We start from the raw sequence: 16,873 nt of genomic DNA, 5'->3' as shown, positions 1-16,873 counted from the left end.
TTGCTCGAGGATGATTGCCGGGGTACACTGCGCCGCCGTGGGCAGAACTAACTCCTCCGAGAAGGTTCCTACCGCAGTGCTCGACTGGAGGCTCTCCCGAGCCGAGGTATGGCTCCTCGTCGCTATCCTAGTAACTCGGCTAGCCTACGTCCTGGTCGCCGGGCAAATTGACCCGTTCCTTAAGAAAGACCCCCTCTACGGTGATGCCAAGCCGTTCGACCACGCCGCATGGAGCCTGGTCACCGGCAAGGGGTTCGACCTCGAAGTGCATCGTGCGCCCCTGCACGGACTGATGATGGCGGGCGTGTACGCCGTGGTGGGCCACCAGCCGGATGCCGTGCGCGTATTGCAGGCCTTGATGACGCCATTCGCTGCGCTGTTTTATCTGGTCGGATTCCGGGCGCTATTTGGGAGCAGGGTCGGGCTGTGCTTCCTTGTGCTGATGTTGCTTCAGCCGCAGTTGTTACACGTGACGGGGTGGCTCTACTCCGAGAACCTCGTACTCTTGTTAGTAGGTGCGCTCTTCGTCGCACACCTAGCAGCGCTTCGGACCGATTGGGAGGTGCGAGCTGCTGTCATCGTGGGCGTGCTCTTCGGGCTGCTTTCCCTCACTCGCCCCACGTTCTTGCCGATGCTGGCGCTCTATGTGCTGTGGATGCTCTTCCGGTTGCCGAGAGGCCGACGGCTCGCGGTTCTGGGAGCCGTCGTACTGCCGGCGCTTGTCGTCATCTCTCCTTGGACGTACCGGAACTACAACGTACATGGCGCGTTCGTGCCGATTAGCATGGCCGGTGGTGTATTCGCAGGGTTCAACAGCCCCGAGTCCTATGGCAAGATGCCACCCACGTTTCACCTATGGCCGATGAAGGACGGGACGGTGGTGGATGTGTGGGCCGAGACCAAAGGCAAGTCGCTCTACGAGATTGACAAGTTCTACGGCCGCACCGCGCTCCGGTGGGTGATGGAGAACCCTGGACACACGTTGGCGCAGATTCCTAACAAGTACTACAACACCCTCTCGCCACTGGGCACAGGCGTTCCGACCTCTCAGCGGCCTTGGCAGGCCAGCTCCAAGCTGCAAAAGCTCGCCGATGCGGTATTTTTTGCCTATCTCGCGGTGTGCGTGTGGGGACTGGGTAGGGCACTGCGAAGGTACTGGGCCGAGCTGATACCCTTCACGTTGATGGCGCTCACCATCTTCCTGGCCGTGACCGTCTTCGGTGGCACCTCCCGCTACCTCCTCCCGTTGGCTCCGGTGTTCCTTGCCGGGTTCTGCGTGGTACTGTGTCGGTGGCGTTCTGCGGAGTCGTCTCGAGGATAGTCGAGCGATACTACTGTTAGTGAGTTCTGACGGAGAACGCGCGCTCCCCCTTTCCACCAGGCGGAATGTTCCCGACACTCCACTGAACTTCATTGCCTATCAAGACGCCTCCGTCCGATGCGGAGTGGAAAGTGCACCACTTGTCGGGTACTCGCGCACTGACGACAATATCCTCAGCGGTTGCTTCCCCTACGTTTTGGTACGTGACAACAAACGTCACCAGGCCGCCTGGAACCACGAGTACCGGTACTGCTGAAATCTTTACCTCGACACGAGGACGCGCAGCATACCGAAGAATCAGGCCTTCGCGTGGTGCCACGCTGTGAATGCCTGGAGAGTAGCGCTTTCCGTCAAGTCCGACGAGAGTTGTCGTGCAACGCCAATAAGCGTAGTTCTGCCGGTGCGGGTTGACTACGACTAGGCCGTTCTCGAAGTCACGACACACCGCAATCGTCGAGGTATCGTCAATAGCTTCAGGGATGTCTGAGTGCTTGACCAATCGTTCGTCCAGGCGATATAAGGGACCAGTCGGATTCCCGATTGGTACCAGGAAGTCATCGTGCCAAATCGGCTCCGCTTGAGAACCAGCCTGACAATCGTAGGCCGTCGATAAACCGAAGTACGTAAAGTCGGTCATGGCGCACAGGTAGGAGGCCAACGCAAAGCGCCTCGGTAGGTGGTCGTCTTCAAAGAGGCGATGATTCATCATGATGTACTTGTCACCCAAGTCGGATCCGGTGGAGTTCTGAAGCAGACGAACCTTGCCCCGCCAGCTCCGCCACCACTGGGGATCCGCCGGAAAGTCAGGATTGTCAAAGTAGTCTAGTACGCAGTTGCCGGAGCCATCCGCGTGCCTCATTACGAATCCCCACTCGATGATAGCGCCATCTACTAGGGACATCCACGGTACCCATGGAGCCTGATCCGGACTACTAAAGCCCATATTCGGTATCAGCTTGATGCCCCTCTGGCGCAAAGGCTGAAGCTTCTGTAGGAACTGGCTCACCGCTGCATGCCATGCTGGGTCGTCGGGATAGTTGCATGGATACTTGGGATCGCCAGGCGTTGAACAGACGTTATTCAGCGCACGGTTCGGGTGAAAGTAATCTAGCATCAAGGCGCCCCAATGTTCGCGCCCGGCGTGCTGAAGAAGTGCAGCCAGCACCGCCTCTTGATACCCAGGATTGCCGACGTCTAGCGAGATATGCCCCTTGCAGCAGGAGTCGCTCACCCCATTCAAGCACAGGATCCAGTCTGGATGGCTCGCTTGGATGCTGCATGCGTCGAACAAGTTCACAATTCCGAGATTGCAATAGGGGTCATCATTTGTGCAGCAATCCGTGTAAGCCACACGTACCCAGTGCAGGTTGAGGAAATCGGGTTTCAGCGCAACATAAGTGCCTGATTTATGGTATTTGTGGAGACCAACGGCATCGGCTCTTTGAGCCGTTTCCACCCAACTCGTGAGCGGCTTGTACATCCACAACAACTTGATCGGCTTGTCAACAGCGGGTGGCAACGGTCGCAGGTCCTCCACCCGAAGATCGTCGAAGTCGATCCATCCCTGTGCTCCCTCGCTCGCCTCGACATGAAGCCAGAACTTAAGTTTCGTGGCGTCGGCGGGCGGAGTGACTTCGCCGGAAATGACGGTCCAGTCGGTGCTGGCCGGTGCCTGCAGCGGGATGACGTCCGTATAAACCTGGTTATTCTCTGAGCCGCAGCTACACCACACCTTCCAGCGCAAGCCCCTCGTTGCAGGCCCGGAGCGGACCGCGATGCTCACCTCGAGCCGAAGCCCAGGCACCCAGCCGCTCTCGGCACTCCTCACGTCCGCACCGAGGTTGATGACCTTCTGGTTGCTGGGAGCCGCCGTGACCGCGATCCGCTGGTAACCTCGGCCTCGGAACGGCCCGTCCCGCCGGACTTCAGGCCTAAAAACCGCTTTCTCGTAGGTGTCGTTCATCGGCCCCCAGTGGTTGGCAATGCCTTCTGAGCTCTTACTGTGACACCTCTGATCGTCCCCAGGTAGATCTTGGTCATCTTCGAAGTTGCCGGCGTACTCTAGCAAGTTCAGCCGGGTGACTGCAGCCTGGGCAAGTGTACTTTCTGCCAAGAAGCCAGCAATAATCCCTAGCAGCACAGTCGCGCAAACAACGAAACGAAAACACATCCTGCCGCCACCAATCTCGGGCATAGCGACAGCCACCTAGCTGTCTCAGCACCGTGCTTTACCGCACATAATACAGCAGGATCAAATTCTAGGCAAGCTATTTTGCCTGCGAGGTGTGGAAATCCCGGACTGAGCGAGAGAGAAACGTTTACTGCACCCGAACTCGGAACGTTAGAGTCCCGCTGGCACCGGGATTGACCGTTCCGACGTTCCAGACGACACGATTCTGCACGATGTCGTACACCCCGCCGTTCTGTGCGGAAGAGAAGGTGGTGTAAGCAGGCACCGGGGCACTAACGTAGGCGTTGAGAGCCGAGGCGGTGCCAACATTGTTGAACTCCACCCGATAGGTCACTAGCTCGCCCGGCGCCGGGGTAGCAGGGCTCGCAGTCATGCTCATCACCAGTTTGGGTGCATTCAGTAGGATCAGACCCGTACGCGGCGGCAACGATTTCGTTCCTGGCTCGACTATGCCTCCGTCTAGATCCTGGTAAACACCGGGACAGCTCCAGGTGAACGTTTGGTTCTCCGCCGGGTTGACAACGACCAATCCGTTCTCGAACGCTCGCTCGATCAGCGCCCCGGTGCTCATGTTACCGGCGACCACCTTGTAGGTCTGCGTCGGTCTTCCCAGCGGAGCGGCAAACTCGTCGAACCAGGCTGCATCGGTCTCCGGAGTGGCAAATCCGAAGTAGGTATTGTCCGACATTCCGCACAGGTAGGAGGCGAGCGAGTAGCGTCGCACACCTACCCACGAGTCGGGAAGCCGATGGCCGACAATAATGATCTTCGAGCCCGCATTCACGAGCGACAGGAACTTGTATCGCCAGCTGTTCCAGTCGGAGTAGAAGACGCTTCCGTCTTTCTCCTGCATCGCGAAGCCCCACTCGAAGATGAAGCCGTCGCAGAGTTGAATCCACGTCGCCCCAGGCTCTTCGAGAATGCCAGTGCAGCCCATGTTCGGGATCAACTTGATGCCCATCTGCCTCAGCGGCTGCAGCTTCTGTAAGAACCCGGTGACGGCCGCTTGCCATTCCGCGTCCGTCGCGTATCCTGCGGGGTTGCGTTGATTGAGGGTGTTCAAGCTTCGGTTCTGGTGAAGGAACTCCACCAAGAGCGAGTCCCACTTCTCGCGCGGTGCCAGCTCCAGAATGCGGGCTAATAGGTGGTCCTGGTATTCCGTGTTCCCGAGGTCCAGGCTCGTGGCGTTGTCCCCCTGCATCAGGTTGCCTTCATCGTCCCGAAGGAACCACTCGGGGTGGTTAGATTGCACCCAACTGAAAGGAAAGAGGTTTTCCAGCGAGTAGTGGTCCTCATCAGCCGTGTACGCCACACGCATCCAGTGAACGTTCAAAAAGTCAGGTCGCAGCGCTTTGATGCCCGGTGCATTGTGGTATTCATGCTGGCCCGCAGCATCTGCACGTCGCGCAGTCTCTACCCAGTTCTTGTACAAGCGGTACATATAGAACAGCTTGATGGGCTTCTCGAAGGGCGGCTCGTGGACGCGGCCATCCGTCAGCCGAAGATCGTCCAGCCAAATGGTGCCGCTCGAGTTGCCGGCCGTGGCCATGATGTGAAAACCGATGTGTAGCTCCGTGCGGTCCTCGGGCACGAACACCTCACCTTGCCACTCGCGCCATGTTAGCTCAGGAGTAAGGATCGTGCTTCTTTGAAACTCCCCGTAGCCCACGTTGGGGTCCGACGGCAGCACACTGCGATACCAGACCTTCCACTGGACGTTCTGGACCGTCTCGCTGGTTCGGTACTTGAAGTTGAGGACGACACGGGAACCCGGGCGCAGCACTCCGTCTGAGACCTTGACTTGGGCCCAGAATGTGAGGCCGTAGCTCGACCCGTCGTTCTTGCTGATTGCTACCCGTTGGGAGCGAACCCCGTGCGCCGGGCTCTGCGAGGAGAGCCCTACGGTAAACACAGACTTGTTGTAGACCGGTTGCTTGGTTACGGGGTCGATGATGGTGCCCCACCAGTTCGCGAAGCCGTCGCCGTCCCAATCGTCCTCGAAGCTGCCGATGCCTTCGAGCATGTTGAACTGACTGGGTGAACCTTGGGCGACCGAAGCGCAGCAGGCCACCGTCAGCACCAGGAGTATGATGAGGGCCCGGATGATGTCTCGCGGCATGATCATGGTTCACCCACAGTGAGAGCTACCGACATTGTTCCTCTGATCGTGCTCCGCAGCCCACAGCACCATTGCCGGGACGGTCGTTCAGCCCCGAGCGCCTTATGCCAGAATCGGTGACCATGAGCGAGCCCGTCGCACGACTTCCCACCGTAGTGATCGCAGGCCGGCCCAACGTCGGCAAGTCCACGCTGTTCAATCGGATCGTCGGGCGACGCATCGCCGTGGTCGAGGATACGCCCGGGATCACCCGCGATCGTCTCTACGCAGAAGCAGACTGGCGAGGGCGACGGTTCACGGTGGTGGATACGGGTGGCCTCACCACCGAGCCCGAAGTGCTGTGGGAGCAGATACGACTTCAGGCCACGATAGCACTTCAAGAAGCCGACGTCGTGCTATTCCTAGTGGACGCCTGCGACGGCTTATGCCCCGCCGATAGGGAACTGGCCGACGAGCTGCGGCCCCTGAAGGTGCCGGTCCTGCTCGTGGTCAACAAGGCCGACAACCCAAGGCGCGAAGAATACGCAGACGAGTTCTACGCGTTGGGGTTTGGGGAACCACGCCCCATCTCTTCGCTGCACGGGCGCGGTGTTGCCGACCTGCTTGACGAAGTCGTGGACCTGCTGCCCACCCCCGAGCCCGTGCCGGAAGAACCAGAGCCGATCTCGTTGGCAATCCTCGGGCGTCCCAACGTGGGGAAGAGCTCTTTGCTGAATGCCATCCTCGGACAACCGCGCGCCATCGTCAGCGATATCCCCGGAACTACTCGGGATGCCGTAGACACTCCCTTTGCCTGGAGGGGCGAGCCGCTGACACTGGTGGATACCGCCGGACTGCGCAGGCCCGGAAAGGTTCAGGGCTCCGTGGAGTATTACATGGCTCTCCGCGCCACGCGGGCGGCCGAGCGGGCGGACATCTGCGTGGTCGTGATCGATGCCTCAGAAGGCTTCACCGACGGCGACAAGCGCGTCGGCTCGATTGCCTACGAAGCCAAGAAGGCCCTGGTTTGGGTAGCGAACAAGTGGGACGAAGTCGAACCACCCGACGGGCGGCCGACGAAGAGATCGCAGGCCAAACGCGATTTCGCTCGCACCGTTCAGCGGGATGCTCCGGAGCAGGCGTTCGCTCCCATCTGCTTCACCAGCGCGACCCGGGGAACGGGCATCGAAGCGCTGATGGACACCTGCATCGAGGCTTATGAGAACTACAGCTTCCGCATCACTACCGGGGTGTTGAACCGCATCATCCACGACGCCACCTTCGAGAGACCCCTGACCGTCAAAGGCCGCGCGCTCAAGGCCTACTACGCCACCATGACTCGCACACGCCCGCCGACGATTGCGGTCTTCGTCAACGACCCCAAGCTGGTCCACTTCTCCTATCGTCGCTACCTGCACAACCGGCTCCGCAAGGAGTATCCACTCGAAGGCTCTCCCCTGGTGCTGGACTTTCGCGCTTCCCACCAACGTAAGCCGTAAGGGCACCCCGGTGCCGCGCTGCCAGGTGCGGAACCTGGCAGCGTGTAGCGGTGTCAAAACAAGGGAAGCGCAGTATACTCATGAGTGTATCTGCGGCATCTTGCAGCATCTGCAGCGAAACCGGGGGCTTACTCGATGAAGACAGCACGTTTGCTCGGACTCTCCGTACTCACCGCACTAGCAGGTACCGCAATCGCGCAGGAGTTCGAGCTTCGGAACGACAGTTTGGTGGACGGAGCAACCGGCGCAATCCAAGCCGGATTCGCCCCAGGGGACATCGGCGCGGCCGTATTCAACACGTCGCCCTCCAACTTCCCGCTGAAGATCAAGCGGGTACAGATCATGTGGTACTCGCTCAATCCCCCCCAGGCGGACCAAGAGCAGGGCGCAATCAACTTCTATCAGGGTGGCGCAGAGAACCCGCCGACACCCATCCTCGTGCGGTCCCTGGGCGGACCTATAATGCGCGACGGCGGCCTCAACGAGTTCGACGTGAGCGGCGAGAACATCGTGTTCAACAATGGGCCGTTCGCGGTTGGCCTGCTCTTCGTGAATCCCGTGAACCCCCTCTTGGGGCCGAGCCTGGTGACGGATACCAACGGTTGTCAGTCGGGAAAGAACCTCATCTATGACCCGAGTATCGGCTGGACTAATGGCTGTATCCTCGGTATCAGCGGTGACCTCGTGATCCGCGTGATCTGCGAGTACGTGGGGCAATCAGCCGACATCGCCGGTCAAGTGCAACTCGGCTCGTGGGTCGGTGACACCAGCCAGCTATCGGTGGAGCTTACACTGAAAAGCGGTGGCCAAGTAGTGGAGACCGTCACGGCTCCGTTGGACGCCTTCGGAGCGTACAGTGTCACCGTGCATAATGTCGGCACCTTCGATGTAGTGGCTCGCGTGGCACGCTGGCTGTCCGAAAAAAAGACGGGGGTCACGATAGGCGGTGCCACGCAGCTCAACTGGAGCCTTCCGAGGAACGGGGACGTCAGCCTCGATAACGCAATCGGTCTCGATGACCTGAACACCGTCCTGATCAACTTCGCCAAAACCAACGCAGCGCACGCTGACGTGGACGGGTCGGGCCAGGTGAACCTGGTGGACCTGAATACGGTGCTCACCTTCTTCGGCCAGTCTGGAGCGCAGTAACGCCACGACTGCGGGGGCCAGGCACCAGGCACGGAAGTGAGGGGCCCCGGCGCGAGTACTGCTCGCGCCGAGGCCCGAACACGTTCAGAACCGCTCAGTAATGGACTTTGCCTGCGTGAACAACAGCAGGTAGTCCGAGCCGCCGGCCTTCGAATCGGTTCCCGACATGTTGAAGCCACCGAACGGCTGCACACCGACGAGTGCGCCGGTGCACTTCCTGTTGAGATACAGGTTGCCGCAGTGCAACTCGTGCCGACCTCGCTCTAGGTGCTCGCGATTCTTGGATATCAGCGCGCCCGTTAGGCCGTAGTTGGTCCCGTTAGCGATCTCGATGATATGGTCGAAATCCCGCGCCTTGATGATGCTCAGCACCGGGCCGAAGATCTCCTCTTGTGCGATCCGCGCGTTCTCCGGTACATCGCCGAAAATCGTCGGCGGAATGTAGTACCCAGGCAGGTCCAGCTTCTCGCCTCCCAGCAACAGCTTGCCCTCGCCCTTGCCAACCTCGATATACTCCCAAATGCGGTTGTATGCGTTCTTGTCTATCACCGCGCCAATGATGTTCCCCTCGGATGGGTTGCCGACGGACAGCTTCCGAGCCTTCTCCACCACCATCGGCACCAGCGCGTCGTAGACTGCCTGGTGCACGATCAAGCGCGAACCCGCCGAACACTTCTGGCCTTGGAAGCCGAATGCCGACGTGACGGCTTCGGTCGAAGCGAGATCGAGGTCGGCACTGTCGTCCACCGCCACGAAGTCCTTGCCGCCCATCTCCAGGATCGTGCGCTTGATCCACTTGCACTCGGGGTTGGGCGTTGCAGCGAGCTGGTTAATGTGGAGGCCCACCTCGGCCGACCCTGTGAAGGCGATGAACCGCGTCAACGGATGTGACGTCAGCGTGTCGCCCATCAGCCCGCCGGGTCCGGTCACGAAGTTCACCACGTCTTTCGGCAGGCCAGCCTCGTGCAGGATCTCGAGGTACTTGTACGCGATGACCGGCGAGGTGCTGGCTGGTTTGAGCACGACGGTGTTGCCGGTGACGATCGCAGCGTCCGTCATGCCGGAGCAGATCGCCAGCGGGAAGTTCCAGGGTGGAATCACCACGCCTACCCCGAGCGGAATGTACCGCAGCTCGTTGTCTTCTCCAGGAAATGGCACTGTGGGCTGTGACCCGCCGATTCGCAGCATCTCCCTTCCGTACCACTCGGCAAAGTCGATCGCTTCGGCAACCTCGGCGTACGCCTCGGCATACGACTTGCTAACCTCGTATACCATCCACGCACACAGCTCGTAGATGCGTCGTCGCATAATTGCGGCGACCCGGAACAGGATCTTCGCCCTGGCATCGTATGGGAAGCGGCTCCAGTGCTCGAAGCTCGCAGCCGCCGCGCGTACCGCTTCGTCCGCAAGCTTGGCATCGACCTTCGGAAACCGACCAATCACCTGCTCGGTGTTGCCCGGATTGATGGACACCATCTGGTCTTCGGTGCGGACTTCTCGCCCGCCAATCCAGTTGGGGTAGTCCCTGCCGAGTTGCTCCGCAACCAGGGCGAGAGCCTCGCGCATCTTGGCCACGGGCTCGGGTTGCGAGAAGTCTACATATGGCTCAGGCCGATAGGGAAGTACCATCGAACTCCTCCGTTTCGCGCGTTGTCTGAGCCGAGTGTAGCACCGGGCGGGAACCGCAGTGAACCGAGCCGGGCCAATGCCCTGTCGCCGCATTCCGATTCGGAACAAGTGGCGGGAACACGACGGCTCGCAGAGCCGCCTTCCGTGATACAATGGCCTGTGCGCTTGGCGATTTTGTCAAACGCCGGGAGGTACCAGATGACGTTGCGTCGTGGGTTCACTCTCATAGAGCTCTTGGTGGTCATCGCCATCATTGCGATCCTGGCCGCCATCCTCTTTCCTGTTTTTGCCTCGGCACGAAAAGCCGTCAAGACCACCAAGACCCTCTCGAACCTGAAGCAAGTCGCCACCTCTGTGCTCATGTACGCAGACGACGTAGACCAGCGCACTCCTCAGCCGTGGTACGGCGAATGGTTTGCCGGCTGGCCGGACGTGAACTGGACCTTCGTCACCTGGAGTGTCGCGGTGTACCGCTACGTGAAAAGCGGGGAGGTGATGAACGACGCAGCGCAGCTTCCACCCGCCTACTTCCATCCACCTGGTTCGAAGGACGCGTCTGGCAGGGACCGGTTCAACTGGTTTGGCTGGGCCACGATGGCCGCAAATGAGCGGGGCCTCTTCGGTTGGTGGGAGTGGAACGGCGGGTGGATCTTCCACCCGAGCAGGAAGCTCGCGGCACAGGAGCGTCTGGTGGAGCGTTCCATGCTCTTGACCACCCGCGACCCTCGCGACCATATGTGGGGCAGTTTCATCTACGTCAACTTCGAAGCCGCCCGACCGATGACGGACCCCAACGCCGACCAGAACACCTACTACTGGCGCAACAACGTGTGGGCGGCGCAGCGGTACCATCGAGAGCGACTCTGTGTCGCGTATGCGGACAGCCACTCTAAAACCATCTCCGGGGGATCGAACGTGTACCTCGGGCCGAACACTACCTACAACGACTGGGCCAACTGGGATCCAGACAAGAAGGCGTTCTGGGGCGACGATGTCAGCAAGAGCCGATAGGCCTGCAGCACCTAAGTATGGATTGGGAGTACAAGGAGGAGCACGGTGAAAAAGCAGGTACCCGCAGCGCTGTCTTGGATCGTGATTGCCATTGCGGTCATCGTGATCGCCGTCGTCGGGTACTTCGTGCTGCGTGAGCCGCCACGGCCCGGTCCTGACGATAGGCCGAACCCGCCCGCTCCGCCCGGCGCTCCAGTTCCGGCGCCGCCCACCGGCTAGGCTCTCGTGCCCCGCTGAGTGCCGATGTAGGTCGCATGCGCGGGACAGGCCCTGTCGAGCGCAACGCAGCGCCAAGCGAGATTGTACTACTGTAGTAGAACATCGGAACGCGGCGGTACGATGAAAATCACGGTCAGACCCGACGACATGATGCCGATGTACGCGCAGATCGTCCATCAGATCCGCCTCGCCATTCTGTCGGGAGAGCTGCGCGTGGGCGACCAGTTACCGACAGTGCGGGAACTTGCGGTGGACCTCTCGGTCAACACCAATACCGTCGGGCGAGCCTACATGGAGCTGCACCGCGCAGGCTTGATTGACACGAAACAAGGAGTCGGCACCTTCGTCAAGGACATCTCATCGGCCGTGTCGGACCGCGCGCGCCAGGAGCGGCTGCGCGGTCTCGCCCGGACTGCTTTGCAGGAGGCCGCCGCCATCGGCTTCCGGTCTGAGCAGCTGATCGAGGCTATCGAGCAAGAGGCCTCGGAGGAGAGAAGATGATCACACGTTCGGATATGGGTGTACACAAAATGGCATCGCAGCATTCACCCCACCCGCTTCAGTTCATCGCGTACCTGGCCGCTGCGGGAGTGACGGCCGCCACCTTCTTCATTGCCGGGCAGGCCGTGGTGCCCACCGTAATCGCTGGTATCGTAGCCTTCTATTTCGCTTCGGGACTGCGGGTCGCCGAGCAATGGGAGAAAGCGGTCGTGCTGCGGGCGGGCCACTTTCACAAGGCTTATCAGCGTGGGCCTTTTTGGATTCTGCCTTTCGTGGATCAGGTGGTGCAGTGGGTTGACCATCGGGTGCAGACCACGTCGTTCAGCGCACAGCAGACGCTGACCAAGGACACCGTCCCGGTGGACGTGGACGCCGTGCTGTTTTGGCACGTGTGGGATGCGCAGAAGGCCACACTCGAAGTCAACGAGTACCAGCGCGCCATCTTCTACAAAGCGCAGACGAACCTACGAGACATCATCGGCGAGTCCATGCTGGCAGAACTGCTCATCGGGCGCAAGCAGTTGGGCGAAAAGCTGCAAGCCATGATTGACCGCGAGACCACCCCGTGGGGCATCACCGTGGAGTCGGTCGAGATTCGGGACATCGTGATCCCGGCGGAGCTTCAGGATGCAATGTCGAGGCAGGCACAGGCCGAACGCGAGCGCCAGGCTCGGGTGATCTTGGGCGATGCTGAGCGACAGATCGCCGAGAGTTTCGTTCGTGCCGGCGAGCAGTACGAAAGCAACCCGATCGCGCTGCACCTGCGGGCGATGAACATGCTGTACGAAGGGCTGAAGGAGAAAGGCGCGCTGATCGTGGTGCCGAGCACAGCGGTGGAGTCGATGGGACTGGGAGGTGCAATGGGCATGACCGCCCTCGCCAACACCGTCGGCGAACAGAAATCGGGCGAATAGGACCGGTACTGCGTGCGGTTTGAGATCGGCGCGCTCAAGGGGAGGGTCTCCGTGGAGGCATGTGTTCCTACGGAGTTGGTGTATATCATTCCCTCCGCGAGGCGGGGAGAGGGAAGGATTACTGTGTGGCGGCGAGGAGCTTGGCCTGATGGTCTGCGATGAGGGCATCGCAGAGGGCCTGGATATCGCCGTCCATGATGCCTGATAGGTTCGTGATCGTCAGGTTGATCCGGTGGTCGGTCACGCGGTTCTGGGGGTAGTTGTAGGTGCGTATCTTGTCGCTCCTATCCCCTGTGCCGATGGCAGCCTTACGCGAGGCGTCGGCACTGGCCGTCTGCGCCGCCAGTTCACGCTCATACAGCTTCGCGCGCAGCACCTTCATCGCCTTGTACTTGTTCTGTGCCTGCGACCGCTCGTCCTGACACTGCACCACGATGCCCGAAGGCTTGTGCACCAGGCGCACGGCAGTCTCGTTCTTCTGCATGTGCTGGCCGCCGGCGCTGCTCGCCCGGAAACTCTCCCATTCGATGTCCGCTGGATTGATCTCGACGTCCACCTCATCAGCTTCAGGAATCACTACCACGCTTGCGGCACTGGTATGGATTCTTCCGCTGCTTTCGGTAGCCGGGACCCTCTGCACTCGGTGAACGCCGCTTTCGTGCTTCAACTGGCTGTAAGCACCCTTGCCCTCGATGTTGAAGGTGATTAGGCTGGCACCACCCATATCCGAGTCCTCGTAGTCGACCAGCTCGGTTTTCCAGCCTTTGCGTTCGGCGAATCGGGCGTACATCGTATAGAGATCTCGAGCAAACAGTGCAGCTTCCTCGCCGCCTACCCCCGCACGGATCTCGATCACGACGTTCTTCTCGTCATTGGGGTCCTTCGGCAGCAGCATGACGCGCAGCTTGTCCTCGTATGCGGCGATCTCGGCGCGTAGGCGATCCATCTCGTCGAGGGCCATGTCTCTCATTTCGGGGTCGTCCACCAAGGCGCGCGCCTCCGCGAGCTGCTCATGGGCTTCTCGGTATGCACGATACACACCCACAACGTCCTGCAACTCGGCACGGATCTTTCCAAGGCGCTGCAGTTCCTTGGGGTCCGAGGCAACAGCTGGGTCTGAAAGGAGACGCTCTGCCTCTTCATAGCGTTCCTCTACCTGTTTCAGTTTCTCTAGCACGGACATAAGAATACCAGCGGGAACCGGTTCCGGCCATGGCGTAGTATCGGCATTGGGTTGTTCCCGGTTGCCCAACGGTGCAAACGTATGATCGAAGTGTGCCTTCTTGCCGCGTTTTCTCCCATAGTGGCCGAGCCCGTCGAGATCGTTCGAAGCTTCCGACAGGGCGAGAAGGCCTCGTACGTGGTCATCCGCAAGCAGAAGGATGCGGATGCGGTGATGAAGGGTTCGGGCGGCACATGGCGCGTGGACCTCGAAGTGCTGTCGGTCCACCCGGACGAGACCCGGCTACAGCTGACACGGACCACCGTCAAGCTGGACGCCGAGGGCTCGCCGGCGCTCAGCGACGACGTGCTGCAGCAGATGAAGCGCTCCTCTCAGGTCCAGGTGCTGGTCCGTAAGGATGGGAAGCTCGAGGTTACGGGCGACACGGCTGCTCCCGGAGGATTCGAGGCTTCGATGCAGTGGTATCGGGATGTGATGCTCGCCGCCCTGCCGCCCAAGCCTGTCGAGCCGGGGGACGCCTGGGACGAGCCTTATCCCGCAGACCTCTCGCCCGCGTTGCGGCCCGTGGGCACTCCGAAGATATCCTACAAGTTCGAGGGGATAGAGGACCTCGCGGACAAGCCGACCCTGAAAGTCGGCGCTGTGGCCGCGTTCGAGCAAGTCAGTGATGCGGGACTCGGAAACGAGGGCCCGAAGATTGACCTTCGAATACGTCGCGAACTGCGCTACACGATGTGGTTACGCCCTGCCGATGGCCGCCTGCTGAAGAACACGGGCACGGAGACCCTAACGCTGGAGTCCACCTCGTCGGAGTTGCCCTTCCGCCATAGCTTCACCATGACCCTAGAAGTGTTGCCTCTGGAACCAAAGCGCAGCATGCGACTGTTGCTGGTCCCCATGGCGGCTGTCGTTTGCTGGGACTGACGGGAGTTTCCGCTAGAGCCCGACCTGCTCGAGCGAGTAGCACTCGATCAGATCGCCTTCTGCGTACCCAGTGAACCCCTCGAGCTGGATGCCGCACTCGAAGCCCGCCGCCATCTCCCGCACGTCATCTTTGATGTGTTTTAGCGAGGCGATTGCGCCGTCGAACAGCGGCTCTTCCACGCCAGGCCGCCGAACTCGTGCGCGGGCGCTCCGGAGTATCTTGCCCTCGGTGACGTAGCACCCGGCGACGGTGTAGCCCTTCGAGAGCTTGAACACCCTTCGAATCTCGGCGACTCCGTGTAGAGTTTCCTCGAATTTCGGAGCGAGCAAGCCCTTGGCTGCCAACTCCATGTCTTCGAGCAGCTCGTAGATGATGTTGTAATAGCGAACGTCTATGTTCTGGTCCTTGGCCGCCCTCTTCGCCCCTGGCTCGATACCCGTATTGAAGGCCACGCATACCGCGGATGCGGCTCGGGCGAGAAGAATGTCGTTTTCGGTGATGGAACCGACGCCCTGCGAAATCACCTTCACCCTAACGTCTTCGAACTGCAGCTTGTTGAGCTGCTCGGCGATTGCCTCCACCGACCCCTTCACGTCGGCGCGGAGGATTATGTTCAGCTCTTTGGTCTCGCTCTCGGCCATGGAACGCAGGAGGTCTTGGAGGCTGGCCCGATGGTGGGGTGTAGGGGCCATGCTCTGCTCGCGCAAGGCCGTCTTCACCGCTTCGGCTTTGGCGCGCGCCTCTCGCTCGTTCTTGCAGGCAACTACCTTGTCCCCGGCTTCCGGCGGCTCCGAAAGACCAAGCACCTCGACCGGCATACCAGGACCCGCCTCGGCAACCGGCTTGCCTTCGAAGTCGTTCATGGCCCGCACGCTGCCGTACGCCCGTGACACCTGAATGGCGTCGCCTCGGCGCAACGTGCCCTCATGGACGAGCACGGTAGCCAGCGGCCCTCGGCCTTTGTCCAACCGGGCCTCGATCACCACCGCATCGAGCGGCGCCTTCGGATCGGCGGCAATCTCCGCGACATCGGCCACGAGCAGGATCATTTCGAGCAGATGCGGCACGCCTTCGCCCGTGAGGGCCGAGATGTTGCAGACGATAGTGTCGCCACCCCAGTCTTCTGGCACCAGCCCGTGCTCGGTGAGCTGCTGCTTTACACGCTCCGGGTTCGCGTCGGGCTTGTCGCACTTGTTGATGGCTACGATGATAGGCACCCCGGCGCTCTTTGCGTGGTCAATGGCCTCGCGAGTCTGCGGCATGATGCCGTCCTCGGCAGCCACTACCAGGATAGCAATATCGGTGACCTGCGCGCCTCGCGCACGCATCGCGGTAAATGCCTCGTGGCCGGGGGTGTCCAGGAAAGTGATCTTGCGCCCAGCCACCTCTACCTGGTAGGCGCCGATGTGCTGCGTGATGCCGCCCGCCTCTCCTGCGGCCACCGCCGAGTGGCGGATGTGGTCGAGCAGCGTGGTCTTGCCGTGGTCCACGTGGCCGAGGATGGTGACGATGGGAGGACGAGGTTGCACTCCCGTCTTTGACTTATTCGGCTTGTGAGCGGCGGGTTTGGGGGGAGCGACGGGTGTGGTGCCCTCGTCCCACTCCAGGATGTAGCCGAGTTCGTCGGCGAGCTGCTCCACGACCTCCGGCTTGAGGCGCTGTGTCAGGCCGACCAAAAGGCCGTCTTCCATCAGCCGCTTCTGGAGGTCCTCCGCCTTACTGTCGAACACCTTGGCGAGCGACCGCACCGTCTGGTTGGGCTTGACGTACACCCTGTCGTTGTCGAACGACTCGTCCTGAACGAGTTCTCTGGCGGCCTCGATTACATCTTCGGTAAGCTCAGGGTCGTCGGTCTTGACTTCGACACCAACCTGTTGCAGGACGCGAAGAAGTTGGTGCGGCAGGATGCCCAGTTCTTTTGCCAGGTCACTCAGTTTCAGTTTCGTTACCGCCAATACTCACCTCGTTTTCCCAGGTCGCCAGACACTCCTCAATAGCATTCTTGGCTACCGAGCGGCGATAGGCTCTTTCGAACCTGCCGTACTTCGCCGCCACTCGCGCGCACGCTGCGCCACACACGTAAGCGCCTCGACCGGGCAAGCGGTTGCGCTGGTCCCGCAGCAGTCGGCCGTCCGGATCGAGGGCCAACCGAACCAGATCGCCTTTCGCAGCCTTGCGTGCACAGCCCACACATGTGCGGATCGGTACATGACTTCTACCGTTGCCCATCTTG

The 16,873-nt window shown here is 60.7% G+C and carries 14 protein-coding genes; 8 read left to right on the top strand and 6 right to left on the bottom strand.

All coding sequences use genetic code 11. The features are described from left to right. Positions 1 to 76: 76 nt before the first annotated feature. Positions 77 to 1,321, top strand: coding sequence for a glycosyltransferase family 39 protein (locus HRF45_10130; GenBank protein ID MEP0766881.1), 1,245 nt, complete (start codon positions 77 to 79; stop codon positions 1,319 to 1,321). A 16-nt stretch (positions 1,322 to 1,337) separates the two neighbouring features. Here the strand turns inward: HRF45_10130 and HRF45_10125 are convergent, their stop codons facing one another. After that, positions 1,338 to 3,515 carry a hypothetical protein gene (locus HRF45_10125; protein MEP0766880.1) on the bottom strand — a complete coding sequence of 726 codons (2,178 nt, stop codon included), beginning with the start codon at positions 3,513 to 3,515 and terminating at the stop codon, positions 1,338 to 1,340. Between the two features lie 124 nt (positions 3,516 to 3,639). Next, positions 3,640 to 5,631 (bottom strand): DUF11 domain-containing protein, encoded by a 1,992-nt coding sequence (locus tag HRF45_10120; protein MEP0766879.1) that lies wholly within the window; start codon positions 5,629 to 5,631, stop codon positions 3,640 to 3,642. A gap of 122 nt (positions 5,632 to 5,753) precedes the next feature. Here HRF45_10120 and der point away from each other — a divergent pair, with 122 nt between their 5' ends. Further along, positions 5,754 to 7,109: a ribosome biogenesis GTPase Der gene (der, locus tag HRF45_10115; protein ID MEP0766878.1), complete on the top strand. Its 1,356-nt coding sequence runs from the start codon at positions 5,754 to 5,756 to the stop codon at positions 7,107 to 7,109. 135 nt (positions 7,110 to 7,244) lie between these two features. Then, positions 7,245 to 8,258: a hypothetical protein gene (locus HRF45_10110; protein ID MEP0766877.1), complete on the top strand. Its 1,014-nt coding sequence runs from the start codon at positions 7,245 to 7,247 to the stop codon at positions 8,256 to 8,258. An 84-nt stretch (positions 8,259 to 8,342) separates the two neighbouring features. On the opposite strand, the gene pruA is transcribed toward HRF45_10110, so the two are convergent. Then, the gene (pruA, locus tag HRF45_10105) at positions 8,343 to 9,887 is read right to left on the bottom strand and encodes an L-glutamate gamma-semialdehyde dehydrogenase (GenBank protein MEP0766876.1); all 1,545 of its coding nucleotides are present in this window, start codon (positions 9,885 to 9,887) and stop codon (positions 8,343 to 8,345) included. A gap of 198 nt (positions 9,888 to 10,085) precedes the next feature. On the opposite strand from pruA, the gene HRF45_10100 reads away from it, so the two are divergent. From HRF45_10100 to HRF45_10085, 4 genes are all read left to right on the top strand, one after another. After that, positions 10,086 to 10,898 carry a prepilin-type N-terminal cleavage/methylation domain-containing protein gene (locus HRF45_10100; protein ID MEP0766875.1) on the top strand — a complete coding sequence of 271 codons (813 nt, stop codon included), beginning with the start codon at positions 10,086 to 10,088 and terminating at the stop codon, positions 10,896 to 10,898. 45 nt (positions 10,899 to 10,943) lie between these two features. Beyond that, entirely contained in the window at positions 10,944 to 11,117 is a 174-nt protein-coding gene (locus tag HRF45_10095) for a hypothetical protein (protein ID MEP0766874.1), read from the top strand. A 120-nt stretch (positions 11,118 to 11,237) separates the two neighbouring features. Then, the gene (locus HRF45_10090) at positions 11,238 to 11,618 is read left to right on the top strand and encodes a GntR family transcriptional regulator (GenBank protein ID MEP0766873.1); all 381 of its coding nucleotides are present in this window, start codon (positions 11,238 to 11,240) and stop codon (positions 11,616 to 11,618) included. Between the two features lie 14 nt (positions 11,619 to 11,632). After that, positions 11,633 to 12,532, top strand: a complete 900-nt coding sequence (locus HRF45_10085) for a slipin family protein (protein ID MEP0766872.1) — start codon at positions 11,633 to 11,635, stop codon at positions 12,530 to 12,532. Between the two features lie 118 nt (positions 12,533 to 12,650). On the opposite strand, the gene prfA is transcribed toward HRF45_10085, so the two are convergent. Then, positions 12,651 to 13,709, bottom strand: coding sequence for a peptide chain release factor 1 (gene prfA, locus HRF45_10080; protein ID MEP0766871.1), 1,059 nt, complete (start codon positions 13,707 to 13,709; stop codon positions 12,651 to 12,653). Positions 13,710 to 13,796: 87 nt separating this feature from the next. Here prfA and HRF45_10075 point away from each other — a divergent pair, with 87 nt between their 5' ends. Further along, positions 13,797 to 14,639 (top strand): hypothetical protein, encoded by an 843-nt coding sequence (locus HRF45_10075; protein ID MEP0766870.1) that lies wholly within the window; start codon positions 13,797 to 13,799, stop codon positions 14,637 to 14,639. Positions 14,640 to 14,651: 12 nt separating this feature from the next. On the opposite strand, the gene infB is transcribed toward HRF45_10075, so the two are convergent. After that, a complete protein-coding gene (infB, locus tag HRF45_10070) occupies positions 14,652 to 16,595 on the bottom strand; it encodes a translation initiation factor IF-2 (GenBank protein MEP0766869.1) in 1,944 nt (647 codons plus the stop codon). Continuing rightward, positions 16,567 to 16,869, bottom strand: a complete 303-nt coding sequence (locus HRF45_10065) for a YlxR family protein (protein ID MEP0766868.1) — start codon at positions 16,867 to 16,869, stop codon at positions 16,567 to 16,569. The genes infB and HRF45_10065 overlap by 29 nt, the downstream gene beginning before the upstream one ends. Positions 16,870 to 16,873: the final 4 nt, after the last annotated feature.

This window comes from Fimbriimonadia bacterium, from assembly GCA_039961735.1.
Lineage (GTDB): Bacteria > Armatimonadota > Fimbriimonadia > Fimbriimonadales > JABRVX01 > JABRVX01.
The sequence above is the reverse complement of the archived record's forward strand: the minus strand, read 5'-3'. Positions and strand labels throughout refer to the sequence as shown.